Source organism: Streptomyces sp. NPDC059008 (assembly GCF_042749045.1).
Lineage (GTDB): Bacteria > Actinomycetota > Actinomycetes > Streptomycetales > Streptomycetaceae > Streptomyces.
Genome location: NZ_JBHYJC010000046.1, coordinates 1 through 24,737 on the forward strand (window position 1 = coordinate 1; position 24,737 = coordinate 24,737).

General features: G+C 67.6%; 20 protein-coding genes and 3 pseudogenes. 12 read left to right on the plus strand and 11 right to left on the minus strand.

Annotated features, from left to right (window positions below):
- The first annotated feature begins 276 nt into the window (after positions 1-276).
- Together ACFWZH_RS32915 and ACFWZH_RS32920 are read left to right on the plus strand one after the other, a co-directional pair.
- Positions 277-1,064, plus strand: a pseudogene (locus tag ACFWZH_RS32915) (IS5/IS1182 family transposase).
- A complete protein-coding gene (locus ACFWZH_RS32920; RefSeq protein ID WP_384439707.1) occupies positions 1,061-1,309 on the plus strand; it encodes a hypothetical protein in 249 nt (82 codons plus the stop codon). The pseudogene ACFWZH_RS32915 and the gene ACFWZH_RS32920 overlap by 4 nt, the downstream one beginning before the upstream one ends.
- A 57-nt stretch (positions 1,310-1,366) precedes the next feature.
- On the opposite strand, the gene ACFWZH_RS32925 is transcribed toward ACFWZH_RS32920, so the two are convergent.
- Together ACFWZH_RS32925 and ACFWZH_RS32930 are read right to left on the minus strand one after the other, a co-directional pair.
- Entirely contained in the window at positions 1,367-1,627 is a 261-nt protein-coding gene (locus ACFWZH_RS32925) for a type II toxin-antitoxin system RelE/ParE family toxin (protein WP_384439710.1), read from the minus strand.
- Positions 1,624-1,929: a DUF6247 family protein gene (locus ACFWZH_RS32930; RefSeq protein ID WP_384439713.1), complete on the minus strand. Its 306-nt coding sequence runs from the start codon at positions 1,927-1,929 to the stop codon at positions 1,624-1,626. Before ACFWZH_RS32930 ends, ACFWZH_RS32925 begins: the two co-directional genes overlap by 4 nt.
- Before the next feature lie 1,520 nt (positions 1,930-3,449).
- Between ACFWZH_RS32930 and ACFWZH_RS32935 the strand changes: the two genes are divergently transcribed.
- The 6 genes and pseudogenes from ACFWZH_RS32935 (at position 3,450) to ACFWZH_RS32960 (ending at position 10,937) form a co-directional block, all read left to right on the plus strand.
- Positions 3,450-4,646, plus strand: a complete 1,197-nt coding sequence (locus ACFWZH_RS32935; RefSeq protein WP_384439716.1) for a macrolide family glycosyltransferase — start codon at positions 3,450-3,452, stop codon at positions 4,644-4,646.
- A 1,606-nt stretch (positions 4,647-6,252) separates the two neighbouring features.
- Positions 6,253-7,860 carry a multicopper oxidase family protein gene (locus ACFWZH_RS32940; protein ID WP_384439719.1) on the plus strand — a complete coding sequence of 536 codons (1,608 nt, stop codon included), beginning with the start codon at positions 6,253-6,255 and terminating at the stop codon, positions 7,858-7,860.
- Positions 7,861-8,509: 649 nt separating this feature from the next.
- A pseudogene (locus tag ACFWZH_RS32945) lies at positions 8,510-8,557 on the plus strand (hypothetical protein); the annotation flags it as partial.
- A 100-nt stretch (positions 8,558-8,657) separates the two neighbouring features.
- On the plus strand, positions 8,658-8,888 hold the full coding sequence (locus ACFWZH_RS32950; RefSeq protein ID WP_384439846.1) for a hypothetical protein: 231 nt from the start codon (positions 8,658-8,660) through the stop codon (positions 8,886-8,888).
- 576 nt (positions 8,889-9,464) lie between these two features.
- Positions 9,465-10,233: pseudogene (locus ACFWZH_RS32955) on the plus strand (transposase family protein).
- A gap of 368 nt (positions 10,234-10,601) precedes the next feature.
- Positions 10,602-10,937 carry an Lsr2 family protein gene (locus ACFWZH_RS32960; protein ID WP_384439722.1) on the plus strand — a complete coding sequence of 112 codons (336 nt, stop codon included), beginning with the start codon at positions 10,602-10,604 and terminating at the stop codon, positions 10,935-10,937.
- 783 nt (positions 10,938-11,720) lie between these two features.
- Here ACFWZH_RS32960 and ACFWZH_RS32965 read toward each other — a convergent pair.
- Both ACFWZH_RS32965 and ACFWZH_RS32970 read right to left on the minus strand, forming a co-directional pair.
- Positions 11,721-11,942 carry a hypothetical protein gene (locus tag ACFWZH_RS32965; protein ID WP_384439725.1) on the minus strand — a complete coding sequence of 74 codons (222 nt, stop codon included), beginning with the start codon at positions 11,940-11,942 and terminating at the stop codon, positions 11,721-11,723.
- A gap of 519 nt (positions 11,943-12,461) precedes the next feature.
- Positions 12,462-12,887 (minus strand): hypothetical protein, encoded by a 426-nt coding sequence (locus tag ACFWZH_RS32970; RefSeq protein ID WP_384439728.1) that lies wholly within the window; start codon positions 12,885-12,887, stop codon positions 12,462-12,464.
- Between the two features lie 146 nt (positions 12,888-13,033).
- Between ACFWZH_RS32970 and ACFWZH_RS32975 the strand changes: the two genes are divergently transcribed.
- Positions 13,034-13,351: a hypothetical protein gene (locus ACFWZH_RS32975; RefSeq protein WP_384439731.1), complete on the plus strand. Its 318-nt coding sequence runs from the start codon at positions 13,034-13,036 to the stop codon at positions 13,349-13,351.
- A gap of 267 nt (positions 13,352-13,618) precedes the next feature.
- Here ACFWZH_RS32975 and ACFWZH_RS32980 read toward each other — a convergent pair whose 3' ends face one another.
- Both ACFWZH_RS32980 and ACFWZH_RS32985 read right to left on the minus strand, forming a co-directional pair.
- Positions 13,619-14,152, minus strand: a complete 534-nt coding sequence (locus ACFWZH_RS32980; protein ID WP_384439734.1) for a hypothetical protein — start codon at positions 14,150-14,152, stop codon at positions 13,619-13,621.
- Positions 14,153-15,246: 1,094 nt separating this feature from the next.
- A complete protein-coding gene (locus ACFWZH_RS32985; RefSeq protein WP_384439737.1) occupies positions 15,247-15,597 on the minus strand; it encodes a hypothetical protein in 351 nt (116 codons plus the stop codon).
- Between the two features lie 146 nt (positions 15,598-15,743).
- Between ACFWZH_RS32985 and ACFWZH_RS32990 the strand changes: the two genes are divergently transcribed.
- Entirely contained in the window at positions 15,744-15,953 is a 210-nt protein-coding gene (locus ACFWZH_RS32990; protein ID WP_384439740.1) for a DUF6300 family protein, read from the plus strand.
- A gap of 137 nt (positions 15,954-16,090) precedes the next feature.
- On the opposite strand, the gene tpg is transcribed toward ACFWZH_RS32990, so the two are convergent.
- Both tpg and tap read right to left on the minus strand, forming a co-directional pair.
- Complete coding sequence (gene tpg, locus ACFWZH_RS32995) at positions 16,091-16,648, minus strand: telomere-protecting terminal protein Tpg (RefSeq protein ID WP_384439743.1); 558 nt, start codon at positions 16,646-16,648, stop codon at positions 16,091-16,093.
- A gap of 9 nt (positions 16,649-16,657) precedes the next feature.
- The gene (gene tap / locus ACFWZH_RS33000; RefSeq protein ID WP_384439746.1) at positions 16,658-18,754 is read right to left on the minus strand and encodes a telomere-associated protein Tap; all 2,097 of its coding nucleotides are present in this window, start codon (positions 18,752-18,754) and stop codon (positions 16,658-16,660) included.
- Positions 18,755-18,832: 78 nt separating this feature from the next.
- Between tap and ACFWZH_RS33005 the strand changes: the two genes are divergently transcribed.
- The gene (locus ACFWZH_RS33005) at positions 18,833-19,705 is read left to right on the plus strand and encodes an RNA-guided endonuclease InsQ/TnpB family protein (protein WP_384439749.1); all 873 of its coding nucleotides are present in this window, start codon (positions 18,833-18,835) and stop codon (positions 19,703-19,705) included.
- 488 nt (positions 19,706-20,193) lie between these two features.
- Here ACFWZH_RS33005 and ACFWZH_RS33010 read toward each other — a convergent pair whose 3' ends face one another.
- From ACFWZH_RS33010 to ACFWZH_RS33020, 3 genes are all read right to left on the minus strand, one after another.
- Entirely contained in the window at positions 20,194-20,601 is a 408-nt protein-coding gene (locus ACFWZH_RS33010; protein WP_384439752.1) for a hypothetical protein, read from the minus strand.
- Positions 20,602-20,883: 282 nt separating this feature from the next.
- Positions 20,884-21,561, minus strand: coding sequence for a hypothetical protein (locus tag ACFWZH_RS33015; RefSeq protein WP_384439754.1), 678 nt, complete (start codon positions 21,559-21,561; stop codon positions 20,884-20,886).
- 332 nt (positions 21,562-21,893) lie between these two features.
- Entirely contained in the window at positions 21,894-23,129 is a 1,236-nt protein-coding gene (locus ACFWZH_RS33020) for a phosphotransferase (protein WP_384439757.1), read from the minus strand.
- A 428-nt stretch (positions 23,130-23,557) separates the two neighbouring features.
- Here ACFWZH_RS33020 and ACFWZH_RS33025 point away from each other — a divergent pair, with 428 nt between their 5' ends.
- Positions 23,558-24,730, plus strand: a complete 1,173-nt coding sequence (locus tag ACFWZH_RS33025) for a glycosyltransferase (protein WP_384439760.1) — start codon at positions 23,558-23,560, stop codon at positions 24,728-24,730.
- Positions 24,731-24,737 lie beyond the last annotated feature (7 nt).

The following is a 24,737-nucleotide window of genomic DNA, read 5'->3' on the forward strand; positions in this document are numbered from 1 at the left end:
ACGCTGTGGGACAGCGTTCTCCAACGACCTGGGCCCCAGCAGGCCAGTAGCCTCTATCCACCGATGGCCTGCCACAGGACAACCGACGCACTCCCGCGCAGGCCACCGCTGCTGTCGGCGCGGAGTCCAGCGGGAGTTAAGTCCGATTTCCCCCAGTTCGTGATCACTCGATCGTGGAACTGACCGCCGCCCGGCCGCCTGGCCGCATGTCCATGGTGAGATGCGAGGCATGGAGAGAAGTCGCACCTCAGCGACTTATCGGACAAGCAGCGGGCATTGATCGAGCGGTGACCACGGCCTGGAAACAGGACCGGGTTCACGTTCGGCAACCGAGGACCCCGGGTCCTGCGACCTCCGAGAAAGCGCGATCTTCGACCAGAAACGAACAGGTTGTCAGTGGCACTGCTTACCCCATGACTTGCTGGCCTGGTCGGCGGTGTTCTAGTACTTCGGCCTGTGGCGCCAGGACAGTCTCGACCAACGGATCCAGGAACTTCTGCGCTGCCAGGTACGGGAGAGAGCCCGCCGGTTAGAGGACCCCTGGTGGTCATCGACACCCAGTCCGTGCGTGCCACGGCGGGTGTCCCAAAGAGCACGACGGGGCTGGATGCGAACCAGAAGCTGTCGCGGCACAAACGGGGACTGGCCGTCGATGTTCTGGGGCTGATCATCAGCGTCGTCGTGCTGGCCACCTCCGCCCGCGGCAACGGCGCCGGCACCGCCCTCCTCGACTAGGCTGCCGAGCAGTGCGGGATGCGTCTGGAGAATGTCCTGGTGGACCGGGGCTTCAAGGACGAAGTCATGTTCCACGGCGCCCTGGTCGACGTCGACGTCGAGGGCATCCGCCGCAATCCCGCCGACCAGGGCAAAGGATTTGTCCCACAGTCGAAGGGGTCGAAGAGACGAACGGCACGATAATGCTGCACCGACACCTGGCCCGTGAGTACGACTACCGGACCGGCACCTCCGCCTCACGCGTCTACTGGGCCTCCACTACGGACATGGCCCACCGCCTCACCACCTCCACCCCGACCTGGCGCGACACCCTCGAACTGGCCGCGTGAATATCGCCGAACTCGCGCCGACCGGGCACTCACCGGATCCGCCCGAGTCGAACACCGCCTACTGGCGTCGTGAACGCGTTCAACCAACACCCGACCAGGAGTTCCGCGCTCACGAGCTTCACGAACTCCTCGGCATGCCCACCAACAAGGTGTCCGTCAACATCACCCGCAGCCGCCTCGGACGCCTCACCCGCCAAGGATTCCTCTCCCAGCCCGGACGTGGCCGCTACCAGAAAGGGATCTAACGACCGCTCAGTCATGCATCCCTGTGTCGTACTGCCAAAGCGCTGCCTATCGGCCGGTCAGCCGAGCCAGATGATGTCGATGGCATACAGGCGTCCGGCAGACCGATTGATCCAGTAGACGGCTGTGAGCTGTCCGACCGAGGCAGATCGGACATCCTCACCTTCGGGGTCTTGCCTGTTGAAAGCCGGGAAGCTCCACGGGTCGCGCGAAGCAATGTCGAGGAGATCGCGAAGTATCTCGCGAGCGTGGTGGGGCAGCCTATCGAGCGCGGACAGAGCCTGCGGCGAGATCCGCACCTGCCAGGCTGCGTCGCTCACGGGCGGGCTCCAAGTGCGTCCTCAAGAGCCATGCCATCGGAGTCGTCCCTGCCGGAGGCAAGGAAAGCATCGACGGCCGGGGCGGCGGCGAGGCGGGCCCGCCAGGTGCGCACGACGTCGTGCAGCGGAGTAAGGCTGTAACTGTGCCGGGAGTCCTCCAGGGCCGCGGCCCAGTCCCGTTCGAAGGCTGGCACCCACTGATCGGCGCGGCGGTCGGAACGGATCCGCGCGAGGAGCTGGGCGGCGGCGGTCGGGGCGGGGGCGGCCGGCGGGACGGGCGCGTGGTCGGGTTGGGCAGTCATGGTCTCCTCCAGGCGGGTCTCATCACCACGGTAGCTGCCGTGACACAGCTGATGAGGGCCTTGGCAGTCATTCAATAGCTTCCACTGCAGCCGACAGGCGGTGCTAACTCGCCGCCGATGAGTCCGCCGACGGCAGCCGCCGGAGTGTGGCTGGTCAAAGCCAGGACGACCACGTCATGAGGGGCACCAGTCTGGTCACGGTGCCAGCCATCCGAGGAGAAGCCAACCACGGGTCCGAGGGCTCCGGCTATAAGCCGGTCGCGGGGCCTCCGCCGAATGCTTCTTGACGATGCATGAGGAGTCTCTGCGCTGGACCGTCTGCGGCTGAAAACACGAGAGACCCAGCCCTCGGAGGGCACCGTGGGCCGAACGCAGCACGACGTGTGCACCCGGGGATGGGGTTGCCAGGCTACGCCCGGCCGACCGGGGTGCGCATTGCAGAGTGCACACGTTCCGGCTTAGTCAGGCAAGGACCTCGGTGGCGTGTCGCAGGATCAACCTCATTCACGGCTTCAGGCCGCGAGGACGAGGGCCACACGGCAGCCAGGACAACGGGTAATGGTGGGTGCTGGGTTGATAGTGGCCACCACGAGGCCCAACACCGCTTTGTGGATGTCGTGTCGGGAAGTGCGGCGCGCTCGAGTTGGGGGCACGCACGCGACGCGAGGCACACGGAGCCGGAGTGCCTCAATGTCAGGCAGTCAGCATTTGGCGTATCCGGAGAAGTCCATTGCGGTGGCGCAGTAGTGCCTTGGCGAACCGTCGCCCCACATTCAGGTGGCGGTCTACAGGACATGCAAGTCGACGCCTATCGCCGTCGCAGACAGCAGACCGGCGCCAGGGTGGGGCCGTCACGTATCCCACCCCGGCACCGGGAGCCTACTGACAGAAAGAAGTTGCTGGTGAGCCACCGGTCGGAGATCAAGACCGCAGTTCCATGTCTGCAGACGGGGAGGGGCAGTCTCCGTGGCTGCGGCCAGCAGTACGGACTCGAAACTCAATCCGGCCCGGTGGCAGCCGCGTGTCCGACTGACGCCCGGCCGACCTGCTGGATTGAGAGCCAATGTCTACGTCCAGTCAGACCAGCTCGGAACCGCTCACGCTGGCCTGGCGAGGACCATCCGCCCGTCAGTCTTCCGCTCTGATGAGGGCCCTGAGCTGGGTGTAAATGCGACGCTCGGCTCAGGAATCGAGCGCGTCGGTCAGCTCGTCCATCACCAGCCTGGTGGCGTCGCGGTGGAAGGCTCAAGCTACGGCGATGCGCTCCACCGCCCGCCCGACAGGTCCTGTCCGTCCCACCAGGAAAGAGCCAGCGAGATTTCCAGCCCTTATGGCAGAGCGGAGATAGCGGTGTCGGCGCCGGCCGCCTCGGCAGCGGCGTGCACAGCGGTATCGCTTTCGGGGCGAGGCTGCCCAAGGGTGACGTACGTGCCGCGTTGCTTTGTTGCGCACTGCCCGTTGCCCAGTCGCACCCCTCAGCGTTTGCCTGCCGTAACCCTCTATTGCAAGGAAGTTCCGGTATGCCACTTCCATCCCATATCGCCATGATCGGCACCCCTGCGGTCAGCCATGTGCTGCCCAGCCTGGAGATCATCCGTGAGCTGGTGGCTCGCGGCCATCGCGTGACGTACGCCAACGCCGACCATGTCGCCGAGTTGATCGCCCCCACTGGTGCCGAGCTGGTCCGCCTGACCTCCACCCTGCCGGTCGCCGACGACGACTGGCCGCGGGATCCCATCGCCACCGCTTCCCTCTTCCTCGACGAGGCGATGGCTGTACTGCCGCAGCTGCACGCCGCGTACGACGACGCCCCCGCCGACCTCTACCTGTACGACATCGGCGCGTACGCGGGTCGCGCGCTGGCCGAGGCGCAGGGCCGCAACCTGGTCCAGGTGTCACCGGCGCATGTGGCCTGGGAGGGTGCCCAGGAGGAGATGGGTGCGGCGTTCGCCAGGTTGCCCGGAGGTCCTGCGCACCGAGTGCGGTTCGCCACCTGGCTGGCCCAGTGCGGTGCAGTGACCACGGACGTCGAGGAGTTCATCGCGCGGCCGAGGCAGGTGCTGGCCCTGATCCCGCGCGCCATGCAGCCGCATGCGGACCGGGTCCACGCTGAGGCGGTGACGTTCGTCGGTCCATGCCGCGGCGCTGCCGAGGAGAAGGGTGGCTGGGTGCGGCCGGCCGGCGCGGAGAAGGTGCTGCTGGTGTCGCTGGGCGGCTCGGCGCGTCTCGGTCAGCGGGAGACCTACCAGCAGTGTGTGGCGGCTTTCGCGGATCTTCCGGGCTGGCATGTGGTGCTGCAGATCGACAACGACAGCGATCGGGGTCGGCTGGGGGAACGGATTCCCCCCAACTTCGAGGTGCTGCCGTGGGTGCCGCCGTCGACGATCCTCGAGCGGGTAGACACCTGGGTGACGCACTCCGGTATGGGCAGCTGCGGTGAGGGCCTGTACGCCGGTGTGCCGATGATTGCGGTACCGCAGGGAGCCGAGCAGTGCCTCTACGCCGACCGGCTCGTCGAACTGGGTGTCGCCCGCCGGATCGACTCCGCGGAGGTCACGGCGGCGGCTCTGCGTACGGCCCTGGTGGAACTCATCGGCGATCCGCAAGTCGCCGCGCGCTCGGCATGGCTGTGGGCCGAGGTACTCGCCGAGGGCGGTACCCGTCGGGCCGTGGAGCTGATCGAGGAGCAGCTAGTAGAGGAGCGCGTGGGCTGCTAAGGCAGGGCAGGTGCCGCACGGGAGCAAGGGGCTCGTGGAAGGCGCCACCACGGTAGAGCTGAAAAGGGAGTGTGGTGTCGATCTTTACCTCCACGGGCCCCACCGTGACCAGAACCTCCTGCCTGACGTGAAGGAGTCGCGCCGGATCAGATGCTGCGGCGCTGTTCTGCGCAGGGCCAGCGGCCGTTGGTGACACAACACCGATGTGCCGCCGCTCGCCAGCGGGCACGGAGAGCTGCGGCATCACTTGCGGCCAGACGCCGGTCAAAGGTGAGCCAGCAGGGATGAGATGGTGCTGGATTCGGTACCGAGGGCCGAAGCGGTCGGGATGCTCAAGCCGATGACACGGTGGAGGACGGCCCCGGCACCGACTGAGCCGACCGTGCCTCAGCGGCCCCTAGCCACCACTGCGATGCCTGCGCTGCCCAGGGTGCGGGCGAGGTGTTCCACCTCAGACAGCGTCCCTGTGTAGGCACCGGCCAGGACCTGGTGTGTGAGGGCTGCGATGTCTGTAGCCGGTGGCACTGGTCCAAGCCGCATGACCGCCTGCCATCGAAGGCGCCAGCGCAGCGCACTCCGATTCTAAGGACGTCGGCTGTCAGGGTCTTCATCTGTTGCGGCCCTCGAAGTTCAAGCCGAGCATGCAGCCCTGGCTGGACCGGACGTGCCCTCCATGGCCACTGCAGCCCCGCGAGCTTTCGACGCTGATGGCTGAGCACCGCTCATCGCTCGTGTCCGAGAACGACGGCCGGAAACTGGCGGGACCTCCTCCGATTGCAAAGTCGTGCTCTGCCAATCGACACACCATCCATTTTCGTAGCCTCGCAAGCTAGAACGGGCTAGTCATATACGACGCAGGCAGCGCAGCTGTGGCACAAAGGAAATTGGGCCAGTAGGCGGCGAATCCAGGCGCAAAAGATGGATTCTGTATCGCGCTCCAGTTGCCGCATCATCTGGCGGTGCGCACCATGGTTCCGAACGCTCGTTACGGAGGTCTGCACATGGAGCCTCACGACATCAACCCTGGCAAGCGCTGTGCTAGTCGCCGGGGGACCAGCCCGCCCAGATCGGCACCCGCCGCCTGCTGCTGCCCGTGATACGGCGTACCCCCCGTTCTTTATCCGGACGCCAAAACCGACGCCTAGGCCACAGCAGTGTTCCTCCGGTGGTTGAGCAGGGTCTTGGGCACGAAGTTCCCAAACTCAGCCGAGGCCTCGGCCGACCAAAACCTGACTTCCCGGCCACCGCCAAAGCCACCCCTCTCACCTTCCCCACAAGTGGCCCACGAGCTGACTGTCCCCACGCCCTCGGAATCGCGTTACCCAGCACCTACATGCTCTTCGCACTCACAAGCGAGGTACCCCTGGCACGGCCACCACCCTCACCATCGGAAATCTGTCAGCTCTATAACGCGCCAGTGAGGCCACCACGACAGAACGCTTCCTGAAGCTCCCCAGAAATGGGAGCCGGACCGCGTCTCATATTCCTCGTCCCGTTATCGGTGCCGCGCGTGTAGGAGCGCCCGCCGCCGACGCTCCGGAGTCCCGCGGCAGCGCCCCCGAACAGACCACACTTCACACCCACATCGCCACGAGGTGCTTTCCCTATGCGTACGCACTCCCGCCGCGCCGTGCTCGGCGCGGGACTCGCCGCCGCCGGAAGCGGGCTGCTGGCCCCCCGATCCCTCGCATCCACCGCCCCGGAGGCCCCACACGACGCGGGCCCCCCCTACGGATCGCCCGACCCCGGCGATTCACATCACTCCGACGACAGCCCCCTGACCGACTACGTCTCCCCCCATGGCCCGGAGGTCGCCGAGCACGAGCACAAGCGGGGCTCGGGTCGTGTGCGGCGCTTTGCGCTGACCGCCGCCGAGACCCAGTTCGACCTGGGCGGTCTGACCGTCAACACCTGGGCTTACGAGGACAGATTGCCCGGCCCTGAGATCCGGGTCACCGCAGGTGACCAGATCTCGCTGACCCTCCACAACCGTCTCCCCCAGCCCACCACCATCCACTGGCACGGGCTGCAGCTGCGCAACGACATGGACGGCGTCCCCGGCATCACCCAGCAAGCCGTCAAGCCTGGCGACTATTTCGACTACCGTTTCGCGGCCGCCACGCCCGGTACGCACTGGCTGCATCCGCACGTCGGCGTGCAGTTGGACCGGGCCCTGTACGCACCGCTGATCGTCGACGACCCCGATGAGCCGCTCTCCTATGACGTGGAGTGGATCGTCCTAATCGACGACTGGCTCGACGGGGTCGACGGCGCCACCCCGGACGCGGTCCTGGCCCACCTGAACAAGAACAAGGCCGGCGGGGCCATGGGCCATGGGGAAATGCAGACTGGGCACACGACCGGCAAGCAGGCCTCAGGAACAGCATCCCGAATGCTAAGAAGTCCGGGACTGCTGTCCGACTATCCGGCCAATGTGGAGCACCCGTTCCACCTGATCAACGGCCGAATGTCCAGAGACCGCGAAACCTTCCACGCCAAGCCCGGCGACCGCATCCGGATCCGCCTCATCAACGCCAGCGGGAACACCGCCTACCGGGTCGCGCTCGGCGACCACAAGATGACCGTGACACACACCGACGGCTTCCCGGTACAGCACCACGAGACCGACAGCTTGCTGATGGGCATGGCTGAGCGTTACGACGTCCTGGTCACAGCCAAGTACGGCGTTTTCCCACTCACCGCGCTCTCCGCAGGCAAGAGCAATCGCACCGCGCAGGCCCTGCTGCGCACCGGAAACGGCGAGGCCCCCGACCCCAAGACTCGCCCGAAGGAATTGCGAAGCGGGGGGCTGGGTGCAGGTGAGCTCAAGGCCGACGAATCAGTTCTTCTCGCTGACCGCGAACCCGACCGCACCATCAGGATGGACCTCACCGGCACGATGGAGAAGTGGGACTGGGCTATCAATGGCACGCCGTACACCCCGTCGCAGCGGTACCCGGTGGAGCAGGGGGAGCGGGTGCGGATCGTCTTCCGCAACAAGACCAAGATGTGGCACCCAGTGCACCTGCACGGGCACACCTTCGCGCTGCCCGACAACGGTCCCCGCAAGGACACCACGATCATGCTGCCGGGCAAGGAACTCTGCGTCGAATTCGATGCCGACAACCCGGGCCTGTGGATGACGCACTGTCACAACACCTACCACTCGGAGTCAGGGATGATGACGATCCTCGGCTACCGGTCACCGAAGTGACGGATGGCGCCCGCCCAGTCGGCTGAGGCGCGAGAGTCCGGACGCCATGCACCGCCGGTCCGTCATCTTCGGTACGGCCGCCGGCGTAGCGGCAGAGCCGCGATGAGCGAGACGCCCTGCGCAAGCTCGCCACCGGCTGCGAAAACACCGACGTGGACCGAACGGGTGTTAGCGCAAAGAAGGCCCCCGGAGGATGGGGGCGGCCGGAGCGCACCGACGTGCGAAGGACAGTGCGCCCCGACCTCTTCCCGCCCACCGGAGACGGGTTGCGCCGCCGAAACTATGGGCACGGCGCGCACATCGCGACGCGACGTAGCCATCCGTACGACAATGCGCGTCAGCCCCGGCTGTCGGCCCGTGGAGCGTACAGGTTTCCTTGCACATCAGGGCATCAAACGAGCTGCCGACCATGCATTTCGCCCATCCGATGTAACACCCGGGTCTGGGCGTCACCTGGTACGGCCGAACCAGCGACGGCTCGGAAGGGCCTAAAGATCCTCATCCGAGAACGCCGCGTCGCCCCCTGCTCTCCCCCAGCCGTCACTGCACTCGGTGCCGAGATTCGATCGTTGTGCACGAGCCGCACCAGAGGCGGCTTTCTTCCCGGCACCGGAAGGGAGCTGTGGGCGCCGGAGCCAAACACCGACTGGTGTTCGTCGACCGACTCCTGGCTGCGCTTGTCCACCTTCGGCACGCAACGACTCACGGCGTGCTGGCCTGCTGGTTGGGCGTGGATCGCTCCACTCACCCGGGCCATCAGCAAGTGGCGGCCGCTGCTCGCCGAACGAGGGTGCACCATGAACTCCGACGTACGGCCTCGAACTCTGGCCGAGGTCGTCGATTATCTCGGGGCTATTGGGAAGACCGGAATCAGCGACGAGACCGAGGTTCGGGTCCGCCGGCCAACCGCCGGACACAGGGACCGGGACACGTTCATGGCCGACAAGAGCAAGCAGAACGCGGTCAAAGCCATGGTGGTCACGGACGACGAGAGCCGCTTGCCCTTCTTCAGCAGACCGCAGACCTAATCCTGGCACAGCAGAAGTGAAACCGAGCTCCGCTGAAGTTCTCGACGCCTCACCGCCAACCGCGCACGAGCTCGTAAGACTGTCCCGCTACTGTGCCCCGGACGGCATGTGGGGTCGAATCATGGTGCGGTGAGTCGATACCGGATGCGCCTTCCTGGCCGTCATCGGACCACAGAGGCGGACATGATGGTCCTCATATCCATGTACCGAAAGGCCGTTGCCGCGTAAGCGCCCCGGTGCCACTGACCGTCGCTGCGGCAGTATTGAGCATTTCTGCAACCACCAGGACGCTGGCCCCTGTACCCGTACGATGCGGAGTGTTCGTGCCACAGCTGTTCCTTCGATGACATGCAGCACGGACGCGACGTGCTTGAGGAGGTAGTGCGTCAGTTGCCTCCCAGGCCCTACACCAAGCTTGAATCCCGAGTGCCTGTCCTGGATGCCAGGTACGTCGAGCGCACGTTGCCGGATCCCTTCGCCACTCATCGGCAGTGGCGTTCTGACCTCTGGTGGCGGCGCCGCCTATCCGACGGCTGGGAAGCTGGACGATGAGCCCAGGCGGCGGTGGAATGATCAATGCGTGGAGGTGCGATCACTGCTTCGCAGGCATCCTGGATAGGCTCGTTCACCGGGCTGAGCACGCGCTGCTTCGGCAAGCTCGTGACTGCCCTGCGCCATGAGGGAGCGGACACGGTCCGCAGAGACCGGCCGTTGAGCCTGCCTCTGGAGGATCGCGTCCCGCTGGTAGCGGCGTACTGGAGAAACAACTTGGCGCTGCGACAGCTCGCGTCCCTGTTCGGCATCTCGAAGACTGCAGCCGACCGCATCATCACCGCCTCGGGCCTCTGCTCGCCCTGCGGCCGCCGGCGGTTCCGCAAGGACGCAGGGCTCAGCGTGGATGGCGCCTCGGTGCCCACGCTTGACCACACGGTGCCGAGCAGTCGGAGAACTACCGTGCTCCACCAACCACAAGATAGTCATCGACGCAGGTACACGGCTGATCGTCGCCGCTGGGTCCGCCTTCGCCCGGCAACCGCAACGGCTGCAGGGCATGGAGTTGTCCGGGGTGAAGGCAGTCGTCGGCGAAGCCACGCTAATCGCTGACGGTGGTTCCTGCGGAACTGGGCCGATGATCCCGCACCGTCGCGAACGCGGCCAAACTGAGCTCCCCGCCTGGAAGGAGGAGCGCAATCGGTCACACCGCAAGGTCCGCGCCCGAGCGGAGCACACCGTCGCATGCATGAAGAGCTGGAAGATGCTCCGCGACTGCCGCTTGAAGGGCGACGGCGTACATCACGCCATGCTTGGCATCGCCCGCCTGCACAAACTCACCCTCGCTGAATAGACAGATGGAGCGTGGACGAGGCCGCCCCCGGCTCTGACAGCCTTGGGCCAGTTGATCATTGCCGGACAGCCTTTTGGGGCGCCGGTGGCGGCGCCGGCGCTCACCCAGCTGGAAATGGGCGTCTGAGCCATCCTGGCGACCGCCAGGGAGCGGTTGGTGTCGACAAGCCCAGCCCTTCCTCTGGAGCCCGTGGAGTTACGGTCGGACCTCGTCACCCAGGTCGTCGTCCGTCGGGGAGTCGCCGACCTCATACCGCTCACCGACACAGAGCACAAGAGTCTCCCTCAGTTGTGATGTTGAAGTTCATGAGGTGAAAGTAAGAGCAAAGGCCCGTGATCACCCCTCTACCGGGCCCTATAATTCCGCCCATGGCACAGAAGATTGTCACCATCTACACAGACGACCTCACAGGCGAAGAGGCCGAGGAGGCGAAGACACACACAATTGCGATCGACGGTATCGCTTATGAAATCGACCTCGGCCCGGACAGCTACGACAAGCTGATGGAAGCTGTAGGGCCTTTCATCACAAATGGGAGGAAGGTCGGCCGGGTCGGCAAGGGCTCCAAGCAGCGCAGCACAGGTAGCGCTGCCAGCGGCGACACCGCGAAGGTCCGCGCCTGGGCCAAGGAGGCCGGATACGAGATCAACGAGCGCGGCCGAGTGCCGGCTGACATCCGTGAGGCATACAACAAGGCCCACTGATTTAATGCCATAAGCCGGAGGCCCCTCGCGAATGGTGCGGGGCCTCTTTGCTTGGTCTAGTCCGAGGTGCGAACAACCCCTCCTACCCACTGGAAGACCGGTTGGCTGCCTCCCGTACGGTGAAGTCTCTCCAGCGACTTCACCCCCATACTGACTTCGTTTTGAAGTAGCGGTGACCGCGATCGCGGGCCCTCTCGTAGGACTCCTTCTTCAGGTCGAGGTGCCGCTGGGTGAGTGCGTTACAAAGTTACGCCGCGGCCTCGGCAGCCAGGGCGACGATGGTCGACGCGCCGTGGCGTGCTGCGGAGAGCCCGCGAGGATGCAGTCCATGACGGTGCAGATCCGGTCGGGTCCATCCGGTGTGCGGCTCAACGGGCACTCTCCTTGGGTGTGTCGGTCGCGATGGTGACCTTCGGCACCCTCCCGCAGTTTGGCGGCGTTCCTGTTTCAACCGCTCAGCCAAGGATTCCGGGGAGGAGGCGGCCTTCTCGATGGTCTCGGCATGTTCGATGAGCAGGTCCGCCTGATGGTCGGTGCGGGCGATATTCGCGCAGTGCTGACGCAGCGGTCCAGCCTGGGGGGGCGCCTCCCTGGTGCCCTCGGGTGGCAAAGGGCCTTGTCCATTTTATAGACGCACATCACGAACGCGTTTGGGTTATCTACATACATGGCCAGATTCGAGTTGTTCAGCAGGTCGCAGCCTGACCGCCTGTGATGTGCGACAGCGCTCGCTCCATGCATCTTTGGGGTGAGTGCTGTCTGTTCGTGTGGTTGCGGCGGCGGTCAGAGGGCCCTGACGGGCGGTTGCGGGGCGGCGCCGGCGAGCCGGTCCAGGCGGTTGTACAGCGCACGGGTGAGGCGGGCGCAGCCCTGGACGCAGCGCACGGTGCCCTCCAGCCGGACGGACAGGCGGCGTTCGGCCTCGGCCAGGACGTGCTCGGCGAGTACCCGGGCTGCATGGTCCTGCGGGAGCCAATATGCCGCGCGGCGGACGTCGTCGGCCACCGCGCGCGGCGCCGGTCAGCTGTAGCGTGATCTGCTCGTAGCCCGCCTTTGCCAGATCAGGGGACAGTCCACCAGGTCCCACTACAACGCCGGCGTGAATTTCAAGGCCGTGCGCGGGCAGCTGGCGGACAGCCCCTATAGTCCAGCTCCCCCGAAGGCTGATGCGTCGGCCTCAGCCTGCTCACCCGCCGCCTCCGTCCAGCCACCGCAACCCAATCGGACTACAAAGCAGCACGAGAAGATGCCGCGCGCATCACCCACGGCAAGGATGCCCAGTACGCGCAACCATCTCCGGTGCGTTCTCCCCGCCTCCCCGCACCCCAAGCCTGGGGGCGGGGAGATACCGGCACGTGAGAGGCGGGGCCGGCCACAGATGGGCACCTCGTCATGACAAACGCCCGAAGGGAACAGGGTGCCAGGCGAACACCTCTGGCCCAGCCGCGCGACCTGGGAACCTGACCCGAAGTGCGTGCTGCCGTCGGCGCCGTCGCAAAAAAGCAGACGCCCGCGGCGGTGGTATCAGCTTGGGCCGTCAGCGGTGTGCGTGCCGCCCTCCGGACGTTCGCCATCGCCCCCTGGCATTGCGTCGCGCAGAAACCGTTCACTCTCCCAGGTGAGGCTGCGTGCGATCTGGAGGAAGTTCAGGTCGGTCACCTCGGAGAGTTCTTCCTTGTCGAGGTCGGGCTGCAGGCGCAGGGCGCGTGCGATCTTTCCGGCCCAGAGTTCTTCCTTAATGTAGGGCCGCTGGCGATAGCGCTGCTGGAGCTCGCCGAGGTGGTCGGGACTGCAGGCTGCCAGACGTCGCATGCCGTCGAGGTCTGCGTTATACGGGTGGACAGCGGAGGAGTCTGGAACCAGGCTGAAGACTTCCGTTGCGGGCGTCAGCTGCACGCCGCACAGGGCACACAGCGTCGGATCAGGCTGAGTGGCTTCCGGCTCGGCCATGTCGTGGGCGAGTCCCCTTCTCAAAGAATCGTCACAGTGCGCTCGGCCAGCTGGCATCGCCAGCTGCCTACCCAGAAATTCCCGAAGGAAGGCCGCGCTATGACCACTGTGTGCCAAATTGCCCCAGCTGCCGGAAATGGCTCAGCGTGGCGCCCCACCCCGGAAAGTGGAGACCTGGAGCAGCACAGGACCTGCCCGGGCCCACCCACGGCACCGTCGACCTGCCGCTGCACACGGTCTGGTCAGGTCGCCGCTCCTACGGACTGGAGCACCCCCGCTCCCGGATGGGCCTGTACCGCACCGTTCTGGCCAAAGGGCAGCGCCAGGACCTGACCGACTTCCTCAACCGGGACCTGCTCATCGAGCAGTGGCCCGTGCTGCGCATGCTGATCAGCCGCCCAATCCGGCACATGTGGGACGCCGCATTTTCCGAGCCCCCACCGCCACGGCCGCGCGCCGTGTGATCCTGACGGCTCTGCACCGTGCCGGCTGTCCTCGCTATCGGCGCCTCCTACCCACTGGTGGTCACCTGGGCGAGTCGTCGGCCCGCCGAACACCCCACTTCCTATCGGTCGGTCTCGGCCCCCGGACCGCCGTCGTGGCAATGAGCCTCGGTACGCAAACGCTGCCCTCGGAGAGCCCGTATGCCCCACGAGCAGAAGGCAGTCACCGCGGCTGCGGCAAGAGCGCCGAGGAACTCCGGAAGGGCAGCAGACAAGATGCTCATCTTCTTACACCCCCTCGCCATCGCGGAAAAGGAGCGCATTGCGACGCTCTTGCTCTGCCACCAGCCGGCGGACCTTGCGCCGGACATGCTCTCCGAAGCGCGCCGGCTCATCGGCACCGGCTTCCTGGGCAGCATCGGCCCAGGTGCGCACACCCGGACGGGCCCAGGCCAGGGCAACAGCACGTTCCGCTGGCAGCAGCGCCCTGACAAGCTTTCCCAGACGAGCATCCTCCGGCTCAGTGGTCACCAGAGCGTCCGCCGGTTCAGAAGATTCGGTCGCGACGTCTTGCAGGGTGAGGCCGTCACCGATCGGGGTGTTGAGCAGCAGGACTCTCCCATGGCGGGTGCGACGGCGCCAGAGCGGGATCAGCTGCCGGTGTACGGCGAAGGCGTCCGTGCGCAGCCGTACCAGAGAGGCTTCGTTGAGCCGCCCCTCCTCTGCCGCAAGAGGCTCCAGCCACTTGATCCTCAGCCCCTCGCCGAGGGGCTCCAGCCAGTCTCGTCCTTGAGCAAAGCCGTCGACACCGCTTCCTGCCATCGAGCTCCGCTCCGCAGGCCCATGACCTCAGATGCGGACGATGCCACCAGGTCGGAGCGGCCCATCAAGGCTGCTCGCCGAGCCTCCAGCGCTCGCACTGTGGGCGGTGGGTCCACCTCATTGGGAGGCAGCCAGGGATGCATGGCCTCTTGTTCCACCTGTGGGAGGAACGTCGGCAACCTCTTGTGCAGCGACGGCAGCGCACTCACAGTTCCGTCGCCATGCACCGTCAATGGCACCATCTCGTCCGGACCCAGAAAGATCAGCGTGGCAAGGTCGCTCTGCGGCCTGGGCTCTCCGCGCCGCCGTACGGGCCCTGCACGGTGCAACACCCGCACTGTCACCAGCGGGCGCGTCCCTTCAAGTCGCCGAAGACTCTGGCCTGGCTGCCGCACAGGCAATGGTGGCCGGTCCAGCAACCGCTCATCGCGCACGGCCTGCGGAGCCGACTTCACAGATGCCAGCTTCTCCCTCACCGGCCACAGACGCCGGACTAACTGTCGGGCAGACAGGGCAAGTCGAACTGATGGACGCGCACTATCTGTCGAAGACGTCCCGGACACGAACAAGCTCCTCGTGAAGGTTTCTAAAGACTTCCTCTCTTAGGTCGTGGCGGGTGGCCGAACCGACAATGAAATTCTCCACATAGCGTGTGACGCTCGTCACTGCTGTTGAGTGAGTAGGGCACGCCGGGCCTGACCGTTCCCAGAGGCCGAGCGGGTTCATCCCCGGTGCGCGGCGAGGCGTGGCCTGCCGCGCCGCCGAATGCACCTGGCACACCCCCGACCCCACCGCCAGACGGCACGGCGAAGTACACACAGCGACAGGGTCGGTGCGGTGCGCCGGCCCAATGGTCTTGACGGTGAATGCCGATCGTGCCGGAAGATTGTGGCGGATCGCGGAGATGTGCACGCGCTGCGCGGCTGCCACACCCGACTGTCGAGTGCTGGACACCGCCCGGCTGTCATCCCGCGACGCCCAGGCCGGGACGGACCAGGCGGCGGTGAACCCGGCCGATGGGCGCAGACCCGCCCACGGCGCTACTGGGAACCAGGCGGTGGTGTTCTCCGACGGCCCCTCCCGCACCGGCCGCCCTACGCCGGGCTGTTGGCTCGTCCAGCCCGGTAGCGTGCGATGAGGCGGCTGAGCTGTGCGTTGTATCCGTCGGCTTCCTCAAGGGCGGCCGACGGCAGCGGATCGTCCCGGAAGTATCCGAGGGCGGGGCGTCCGGCGAGGTGCCCGCACAGCGCGTCGAGGCGGTCAAGGAGCGCCGCTCGGCGGGCCTGATCGAGGGTGAGAGAGCGCAGCCAGTCGTACCGCTCAATGGCCGTCTCGGGACGCGAGGGCAACGAGCGGCGGAGCCTGGCAGCACGTTCTGATAGAACCTGGGCGACCGGCAGGAGCAACGCCTGGGCATCCGGGTCGGCGTCCACGGTGGCGGTCATAGAACCCAGGGTGGCAGCGGGCACTGGCAGTCGGCTGCAGGCTGAGCCCGGCGCTGCTCCGTACGGCCGATCCCTGGCCTTGCCGGGCTGCTACGCCATGGGGAAGGTCAGCCGACGGTCAGGCTACGGACGGGCCGGGCACACCGGTGCGGTCAGACCGGAGAGCCCGCCGTCCTGGCCGGGCCCGCGCTTACAGCTGGAGTTGTGCGGCCTGCGGCGCTGACAAGCCCGCCGTCGGCGCACTGCTGCGGTGGTTTGCCGAAGGCGGCGGGCGGGACGCCACACGCGCTGAGGAAGGCGCCCGGCTGCTGATGGAGTGGACGAAGGACTACATGGCCGGCCACGGCTGGTTCTAGGAGTCGCCCGCCGTGGAGCCGTGACCGGGTGCGTGGGGACGGCGTTGGGACGGGCGTCGTACACCGGGCCACAGCTGTCCACGTGTGATCCGGCTACCCGACCACACCATGAGCGCACGGATCTCCCCCGCGGCGAGTCAGAAGTCCAGTTCGACGTAGTCGATGTCGGTGAACTCCACCAGGAGCCCGTCGGCGCGGCGGCCGCGGTCTTTGAAGTAGATCTCCTGCAGGCCCTCGGCGGCGATGTTCTGCAGCTGCTGCTCGGTGGCGCCGGCGGCCTGGGCGTCGAACAGCCGGGCCGCGTATGTGGGCGGCAGGGCCTGGGTGATGAGTCGAATACGGCCGTCATCGGTGGTGCCCGGGGCTGCGGTGAAGCCGAAGCGGGCGCGGGTTTCGATGACGATGCCGCCGGTGGTGGCTGCCCGCTTCTTCGCCTGCTCGCGTACCCGGGGCTGCCACCGCTTGCGGACCTCGCGCTCTATGCGGGCGGCGAGGTCCTTGCGAGGCCGCTTGATCTGCGCCTTGAGGTAGCGCTCAACCGTGCGCTGGGACACGCCCAACAAGTCGGCCACGGCCTTCGTGGAGCCCTTGTGCTGCTTGACCAGGAACCGCATCTGCGTGGGCCCGGACTTCGGGATGGGGCGGGTGGCGGTGTTCTGTGCGGCCTTGTCGAGGCTGTCGCCGATGATGCCCATCGCGTCTTCCTACTCTCCGCTGTCGGGGGCGTCGTCGCCCTTGATGTGGCGGGCGGGGTTGATCTGGTCGTCCTCGATGGTCTGGGCGAGCCAGAGAAAGTCGCGGGTGCCTTCGTGCTTGACCATGCCGGGGCTGACGCCGAGGCGGAATCCGCCGGGCAGCGGCTTGCCGTCGGGGGTGTGCGGCATGAAGTCCAGCGGGCTGGAGCCGTGGGAGAGGTAGACGGCGCAGTCGGACAGGATCGCCACCGGGAAAAGGCCCACGCGGGCCCATGCCATGAGCTTGCGGTGCTGGTTGGTGCGCGCCTTGCCGATCAGCTCTGCCCTGGCGTGGGGGCTCCAGGTCGGGCGTTCCAGGGCCGGCCACCGTTCCCCGAACGTGTGCTTGATGCTCTGGGGGCGCTCGCGCAGCTTGCCGATGCCGCCCTTGACCGTCGATTTGATGGCCGACAGCACCGCGGCCTGTCCGGGGTCGACGTCCTTGTGGTGCGCCATCGCGGTGAGGAAGTCTTCCTCGCTCATGCCGGCTTCGACGCCGAGGTCGGCCATGGTGGCCATGTAGGCGTCGCGTAGGTGGCTGTACCAGGCGTCGAAGTAGGCCGCGTGCTCGTAGCGGACGTACGCCTCGGCCGGCGCCACGTCGTGGCCGAGCTCCACCGCGTAGGCGACGGTCGAGGTCGAGTACCAAGCCGGGCCCATCGGGCGGGTGCCCTTCGGCGTGAACGGGCTGGGCAGACGGGGGTCGAGGTCGATGTGGGAGAGGTCGACCAGCCAGGAGCCGGGCAGCTTCGGATCGAACGCTGGGTTCTTCACATGGGTGGCGGGTCCGGTGCCGATGACGAGGCGGTTGGCGGCGGCGGCGAAGGCCATGTTGACGTCGATGCCGACCGCGTGGGTGTAGCCCTGGGCGCACTCCTCATCGGTCAGCGACCGGAACCAGTCGTACGCCTCCTCATCGATGACCTGGTCCGGCGTGCGGACGTGGTGGCGGGGGAAGAGGGCGGCGACCAGCGGGTGCTCGGCCGGCGCCTCCGGCGGTGCGGGGTCGACCGGCTCGGTCAGCGCGCCCGGGTTCGGGCCGGAAACCCACGAGCCAGTCTCGTTCTTGACCGGGCGGGTCGGCGGGCGCAGCGCGCTCATCAGCTCCAGGCCGCATACGGCGGTCGAGCCGCGCGGGGTGATGACACGGGTCGCGTAGGCGCCGAGCACCGCGGCGATGTCGGCCGGCGGCAGCTGGTCGGTGTTCCCCCAGGAACGGGTATCGAGGGCGCCCCAGGGCAGGATCGCGAACTGCACGCATTGCCGTTTGCCGCCCACGGCGGGGCGGTAGACCCGGGCCCACGGACCGAATCCGCGCTTGGTCAGTTTCCACTGGGCCTTGGTGAGCTGCTTGACCACCTTGTGGTCCTCTGGCAGACGCAGACCGCGCCGGTCCTCCAGGACGGCCGGAAGTCCGAGGCGTTCGGCGGCCGCGTCGGTGATGACGATCAGCGGGTCGGCGTCCTTCCCGTTGCGGTTGAGCCGCGGGGCGCCCAACTTCGCTTCAGTCAAGGTCCATTCGACCAGCGTGGGAAGGGTGTTGGCTGGGCAATCCAGCACCAGACCGCCCACGCAGTACGCACTGCCGTCACCGTCCAGGACTGCCAGCGGCCCGTGCGGGAACTGCGCGTCGACGGCCGGTTTGGCGGCGGTCTTCTTCGCCGGGCGTCGGGACGACGCCCGGCGCGGCGCGCGCTCGGGCAGCGGTGCGGCCACCGGAGCGGGCGCGGCAGTGGGAACGGCCGAGGTCGGCGGCTGCTCGGCCGGGCCGGTGAATGTCCCCGGCGCCGGCGCCACCTCGGCTTCGGCGTCGGCGGGCTTCGGGTACTTCGCTGCCCAGCCGTCCAGCAGCCGCTGGTACGCCTGACGGCGCGGCGGCCGGGGTTCCGTACGGCCCGCCTCCCAGTTTTTCACCGTCTGCGTCGAGGTCTGCAGCACCTGTGCAAGCCGCGGCTGCGTGACCTTCGCCGCTTCACGCAGCCGCGACCGCTCTGTCGGGGGCGGCAAGTCCGGCTCGCCTTCCAGGAGCGCGTCCACGGACGCGAACAGCTCATCTTCGGTCGGCACGCTTCACCTCCACCCCAAACACTACTACAAATTTATCCTTGGATTTGCGCGCTCCCTATCCTTGGGTTGCGGCTTCGCGTGATCAACCAGAGCGTGACCCACACGGGCAGCGGGCCTTCGTGGTGTCGGCTGCACCGTCCGGCGCGGCGCTTGGCACGGCTGCTGGCCCGGGGAGGGGAGACGAAATCCGTGACTCTCGCGCGGGAGGGCCACTGGTGGTTCGTGTCGTTCAACGTCCGTCTGCCCGCTCCGCCGTCGGTGCGTGCGACGCGGCGGCAGCGGGAGTCGGGAACGGTGGGAGTGGACCTGGGCGTGGCGGTGTTCGCTGCGACGTCGGACCCGTTGGCCGTCGGCGACGACAAGGTCCAGCTGTTCGCGAACCCACGTCATCTGGACAACGCGCGGCGGCAGTTGTGCAAGTGGCAGCGGCGGATGTCCCGGCGTCACGCAAAAGGCGTGCCGGCTCACCAGCAGTCACAGGGGTTGAAGGAGGCACGGGACCAGGTCGCTCGCCTGCAGGGCCTGGTCGCCGCGCGCCGCTCGTCCACACAGCATCTGCTGACCAAGCGCCTGGTGACCCAATACGCGCAGGTCGCATTGGAGGATCTCCGGGTGCGGAACATGACCAGGTCCGCTCGAGGCAGCGTGGAAGCGCCGGGGCGGAACGTAGCGGCCAAGACCGGGCTGAACCGTGCAATTCTCGACGTCGGCTTCGGGGAGATCCGTCGTCAGATCGAGTACAAGGCGCCCTGGCACGGCACCACCGTCTGCGTGGTGAACCCCGCGTATACCTCGCAGACCTGCAATCGGTGCGGGCACACGGATGCCAAGAGCCGCCGCACCCGCAGTCTGTTCGTCTGCACCCGCTGTGGGCATGCGACGCACGCTGACACCGGCGCCGCCGTCAACATCAAGCGGCGCACTCAGAGTGCCGCTCCCGAACTCGCCTGAGGAGGGCATCTCGGCGGACGCCGGCCACCAGCTGCTGCGGGTGCGCAGCATTCCTCCCACGAGCCCATACCCAGGGGCGACCAGACGCGGGCGCCGTGTGCGTCACGGACCCGGGCGGCGAGCACCGCGACAGAGCGCCAGACGTCGTCCATCGCCTCACGCAGCCCGGCTGTCATCGCGCGGGCCTGCGCGACAGTCAGCGGCAGCCGGGCCGGTTCGGCTGCGCCGGCCTGGTGCTGGTCGTGCACGCCTATGTCTCCATGGTGCTGCGCTCAGCGTCTGTGTTGCAGGGGAGTGTCGGGCGCCACGCCGGACACGGCACGGTGACGTCTCCCCCGCCGCTGTGAGCTCCGCTATGGGCGCACCGCGAGCAGGGCCTCGGTGCGGATCGTCTCCCTGTATCGACCAGTCGGATCGTGCGCCAGCAGCGCTTGGCGTAGGTCTTGCTCGAATACCTTCCGACGCTCGCCGAGCATGACGGGCGCGGTTTAGCTGTTGCTGAACTGCAGGCCCATCAGCTCGTCCAGTGTGCGCAGGACCGGCTCGTTCCAGGCGGTACGGGTCACGGCGTTGAAGGGTGAGCGGGCCAGGGTGGCGTGGTAGGGCTGGTGCGGTTGCGGGTACATCCCACGCCCGGCCCGTCGGGCGCGCCCGAGATAGGCGGCGCGGACGTTTTCGATGACGCGGGCCCATGCGGGCAGGGACGTGGTGCCGGGTGGGCCGGCGGAGATGATGACCACGCCGGCTTGCTGGGCGGTGAGTGCGTCGAGGTCGACGAGCACCTGGTTGCGGTTCATCCAGTGGAAGGGCTTGGCCATGACGACCAGGTCCAGCGGCGGAAGGTCGAGGGGCCGCAGCAGTGTGGAGTCGCCCTGGAGCCAGCGGATGTTGTGCACGCCGTGTTCGGCGGCCCGCCGGCGACTTGGTCGAGCATCTCGGCAACCGGGTCGACGGTGTAGACCTCGCAAGCCTTCTCCGCGAGCGGCAGGGCGACGGTGCCCGGTCCGCCCCCCCCAGGTCCAGGGCTCGGGCGTCGTTGAGCTCGAAGCGGTCAGCGAGCAGAGCGAACAGGGCGGCGGGGTACTGCGGCCGGTAGCGGGCGTAGTAGGCGGCCGCAGAAGCGAACGCCTGAGTATCGGAGGTCACGAGCATCCTCCGGTTGGTGGTCGGTGGGCTGCTCAGTGGGCGAGGTCGGCGAGGAAGGACTCGGCGGCGGACCAGGGCGTCAGCTCGATGCCGAAGGTGCTGCGCTCACCCGGGCCGTGGAGGTGGACCAGGCGGCCGGAGAGGTAGACGAGGTCGCCTTCCCGGAAGGCGCCGGTGTACGCGCCGAGGTACGAACGCATCTGCGTGATCCGCCAGGCGAAGGTCGCCGCTTCGTCGATGGTGGAGCCGATGACGGTGTCCACCGTGATCCCGTACACGGCCGGCGTCGCCAGGCCCTCGCTGTGGTCGGTCACCCGGGCCAGCACGCTGATCGCGCCGACCTCCCGGGAGACCACCCCAGCCAGGGTCCGGTCGCCGTCAGCGCCTAAGGGCTCGCAGTTGATATGCGCGCCAGCCCCGGCCGTCAGGCCCTGAAACTTGCGGGACTCCTGCTGCAGCAGCGCGTCGAACGAGCTGCCGGCCACGTACTTTGCCCGCCGGACGTAGAGCCGCGTCAGGGACTCTCCCTCGTAAGGCCGGATCAACGACCGCTCGGCGAACAACGCCTGGGCGGCCTCGTAGCCTCGGGGCCTGTAGCAGACCAGGTCGATATCGCTGCGCGCGTTGCACACCCCGACCACGAACGAACCAGTGACGCCGATGACCTCCGCGGCGCCGGCATCCACGACCCATTCGATGATGGCGGCCAAGTCTTTGCCGACCAGTGAGCCGCCCAGCAATTCCGGGGACTGATGCAGCGGTCAGGGCGCGGCGGCAGGAGTAGTGGGTGATGACGTCCTCGCGGGGCACGCCGGTGATGTCACAGCCGATGGCGGGCGAGTAGACGTAGCACTCGGGCCGGTCGGCCAGGATGCCAAAGGCCTTGCTGACCACGCTGTTCTGCCGGTACATCCGGCCGAACAAGCTCCGATCACCGCCCTCGTCCGGGTAGTACTTCACGTAACCCAGCCAGTGCGAGCCAGGGTGGACGTCGCCGATCACCTTGAAGATGACGCCGGAGCAGTCGAGGAGGTAGTCGCGGTCACGGATAGCCAAGAGCGCCGTGCCGAGCGGCGAAGTCGTCGAGGGCCGGGAAGCGGGCGGTGTCGACTGCTCCGGGGTGCTCATACTGCTCCAGGACCTCCTTAAATAGGTGCCGGCGGTAGTGCCACTTGAGGTGCTTGTCGGTGCGCGCGGGGTCGGTGGGCCGCATCAGGGCGAGGAAGAACAGCGCCTTGACCAGGAGGTAGGGGCCCAGATGCTGGCTGAGGCACTGTCCGGTGGTGGTACGGGCCACCTTGTTCAGCGCTTCCAGGTACCGGAGCCGCTGCTCGGGGCTGGCCAGGTAGCCCTTGGTGCCGCCCTTGAAGGGGATGATCTCCAGGGCCAGGGCGGTGTCGTAGCCGAGCGGTACCAGGCCGTGGTGCTGCCAGTCGATGATGCCGACCGGGAGGACGTTGGGCAGGCCGTAGTCGAGATGGCCGGGCACCAGGGGCACTCCGGCGAGCTGGGCCACCGCCCGGTCCACGGCCGCTCGCACCCGGGGGTTGTCGAGGTCGGGGTTCTCGGCGAAGACGTTGTCGGTCCACCCTGCGGTGTGCACCCAGGCGCGCAGCGCCTGCAGAGGGGCGGGCACCGCGTGTGCGGCCTGGGCCCGCAGCAGCCGGCCTCCGACCTCGGCAGCCAGATCGACCACCGTGTCGGACAGGGCACGTGTGCCGTCCAGGCTTTCCAGGGCCATGTCGTGGAGCGAGCGCTTGCCCAGGGATTCCTCCACGACGAAGACGTGGCCGTCGCTGGTGCCGCTCTGAAGGATGCGCGGGACCGGGTATCCGAGCTCGGCGAGGTGGCGCTGATACGTGGCCTCCGCGGCGAGTGCCTCTCCGCCGGTACGCCGGTAGCGGGTGCCGTGATCGTTGACGTAGACCGCGCCGCCGGCCGGATCGGCGGTGCGCTTCTTCACCAAGTGCCAGTCATCCATCATCACGTTCTCCTTCCGGGGGTTCCGTTGCGGAACCAACTTCCGTGCGGTGAGCGAGGGCGTGGGCCAGCCGCGGGCGTCCATGACCCATCGCCGGTCGCCAGCCGCAGCACTGTGCTGCAGCTCGGCGAGGACCTCGTCCGCGGGTGTCGCGGGCCGGGCGAGGTCGACTCGGCGGAGGAACTTCAGCAGCGCCGGGAGCCGGGCCGGGGTGATGCCGGCGCGCTCGCGCCACGCGCACAGCGGCAGGTACCACTCGGTGAACAGCCGCTGCAGCCGCGGAGTGACGCGGTGCACCTCGAACAGCCGCCGCAGCGCGGGCTCGTCGTAGGGGCATGCGGTAGTGCAGCGCGTATTGCAGTTGCATGCCGCCCCAGCGTCGGACCGGGCGGCGCGCCGTAGGCGGCGGCGTGTGCGGCAGCGTTCTGGATGATGGTCATCACGGGCTGGTCCTCGCCGCGCTGCGCGGTGGCGACCAGCACGGCCAGGTGCAGCCCCCGGCCGCCGGTCGAGCACTACGCCGTCCAGGCCGAGCGAGCCGAGGCTGAAGCCATGGTCGCGGGTGCGCGGTGCAACACCGCCTCAGCACGCCCGGGCAGGGTGGCTGCACCACCCAATAGCCGGTCCTGCATCGGCCGTCGCCTTCTTGAAGGCGACGGCCGAGCCGTCAACCTCCTGAATCGAAGTCGCTGACCGACGTTGTCGAAGCCGGTAGCGTCTGCGCGGTGAACAGTGACACGCTCCCGCGGTCCCTTCGCCTGATCGTCACAGGTGGAGGAACCGGCGGCCACACCTATCCCGCGCTGACCGCCGTGCGAGCTCTGCAGGCCAGGTTGACGGCTGTCGGCGGCACGCTGGACGTGCTCTGGATCGGGACGGCGGACGGGCTGGAGGCTCGCGTTGCCCCGGCTGAAGGCATCGCGTTCACCACGGTCGCCACGGGGAAGATCCGCCGTTCCAGCAACCCGCTGAAGCTCGTCTCGCCGGCGAACGTGCGGGACATGGCCCGCGTGCCACTCGGCGTCGCTCAGGCGCGGAAGGTGGTTGGCGACTTCCGACCGGACGTGGTCCTTGCTACGGGGGGCTATGTTGCCGTTCCGGCTGGGCTGGCGGCCCGCATGTGCCGTCGGCCGCTGGTGCTGCACGAGCAGACCGTGCGGCTGGGGCTGGCCAACCGGAAGTTGGCGAGCTCGGCAACGCGGATCGCGGTGTCGTCGGAGTCGACGCTGCCGCTCTTGCCGGAGGCGGTGCGCGGTGCTGCGGTCGTTACGGGGAACCCGGTGCGGCCCGAGGTGTTGTCTGGGCACGCGGACAAGGCGGTCGCGGCGCTGGGGTTGCACGCTTTCGACCGGCGTTTGCCGACCCTCTATGTCACTGGCGGCGCGCAGGGCGCTCAGCAGATCAACGACGTGGTGAGGGGGCTACTGCCGTGGCTGCTGGAGCGCGCGAACGTCGTGCACCAGTGCGGGCCGGCCAATGTTGAGGGGCTGCGGCAGTATGCCACGGCCCTGCCTGCTGATCTAGCTGGGCGGTACTACCTGACCGGGTTCGTCGGTCCGGAGCTGCCCGACGTCCTGGCGCTCGCCGATGTCGTGGTCTGCCGAAGCGGCGCCGGCACCTTGGCGGAGCTCACCGCCCTGGGCAAGCCGGCGGTGTTCATCCCGCTCACCTCCTCGGCCGGCAACGAACAGGCTCACAACGCCAGGCATCTTGAGGACGCCGGCGCCGCGGTCGCCCTCCTCGGGGACGTTACCGCCGACTCCTTGCGCGATGCTGTCGAGCCACTGCTGACCGACCCTGCCCGCAGAAGCGTAATGGCGGAGCGGGCGCGGGCGCACGGGAGGCCGGACGCCGCGGACAGGCTGGTAGACGTGCTGCTGTCCGCAGCGTCCGGCTGACCGGTGC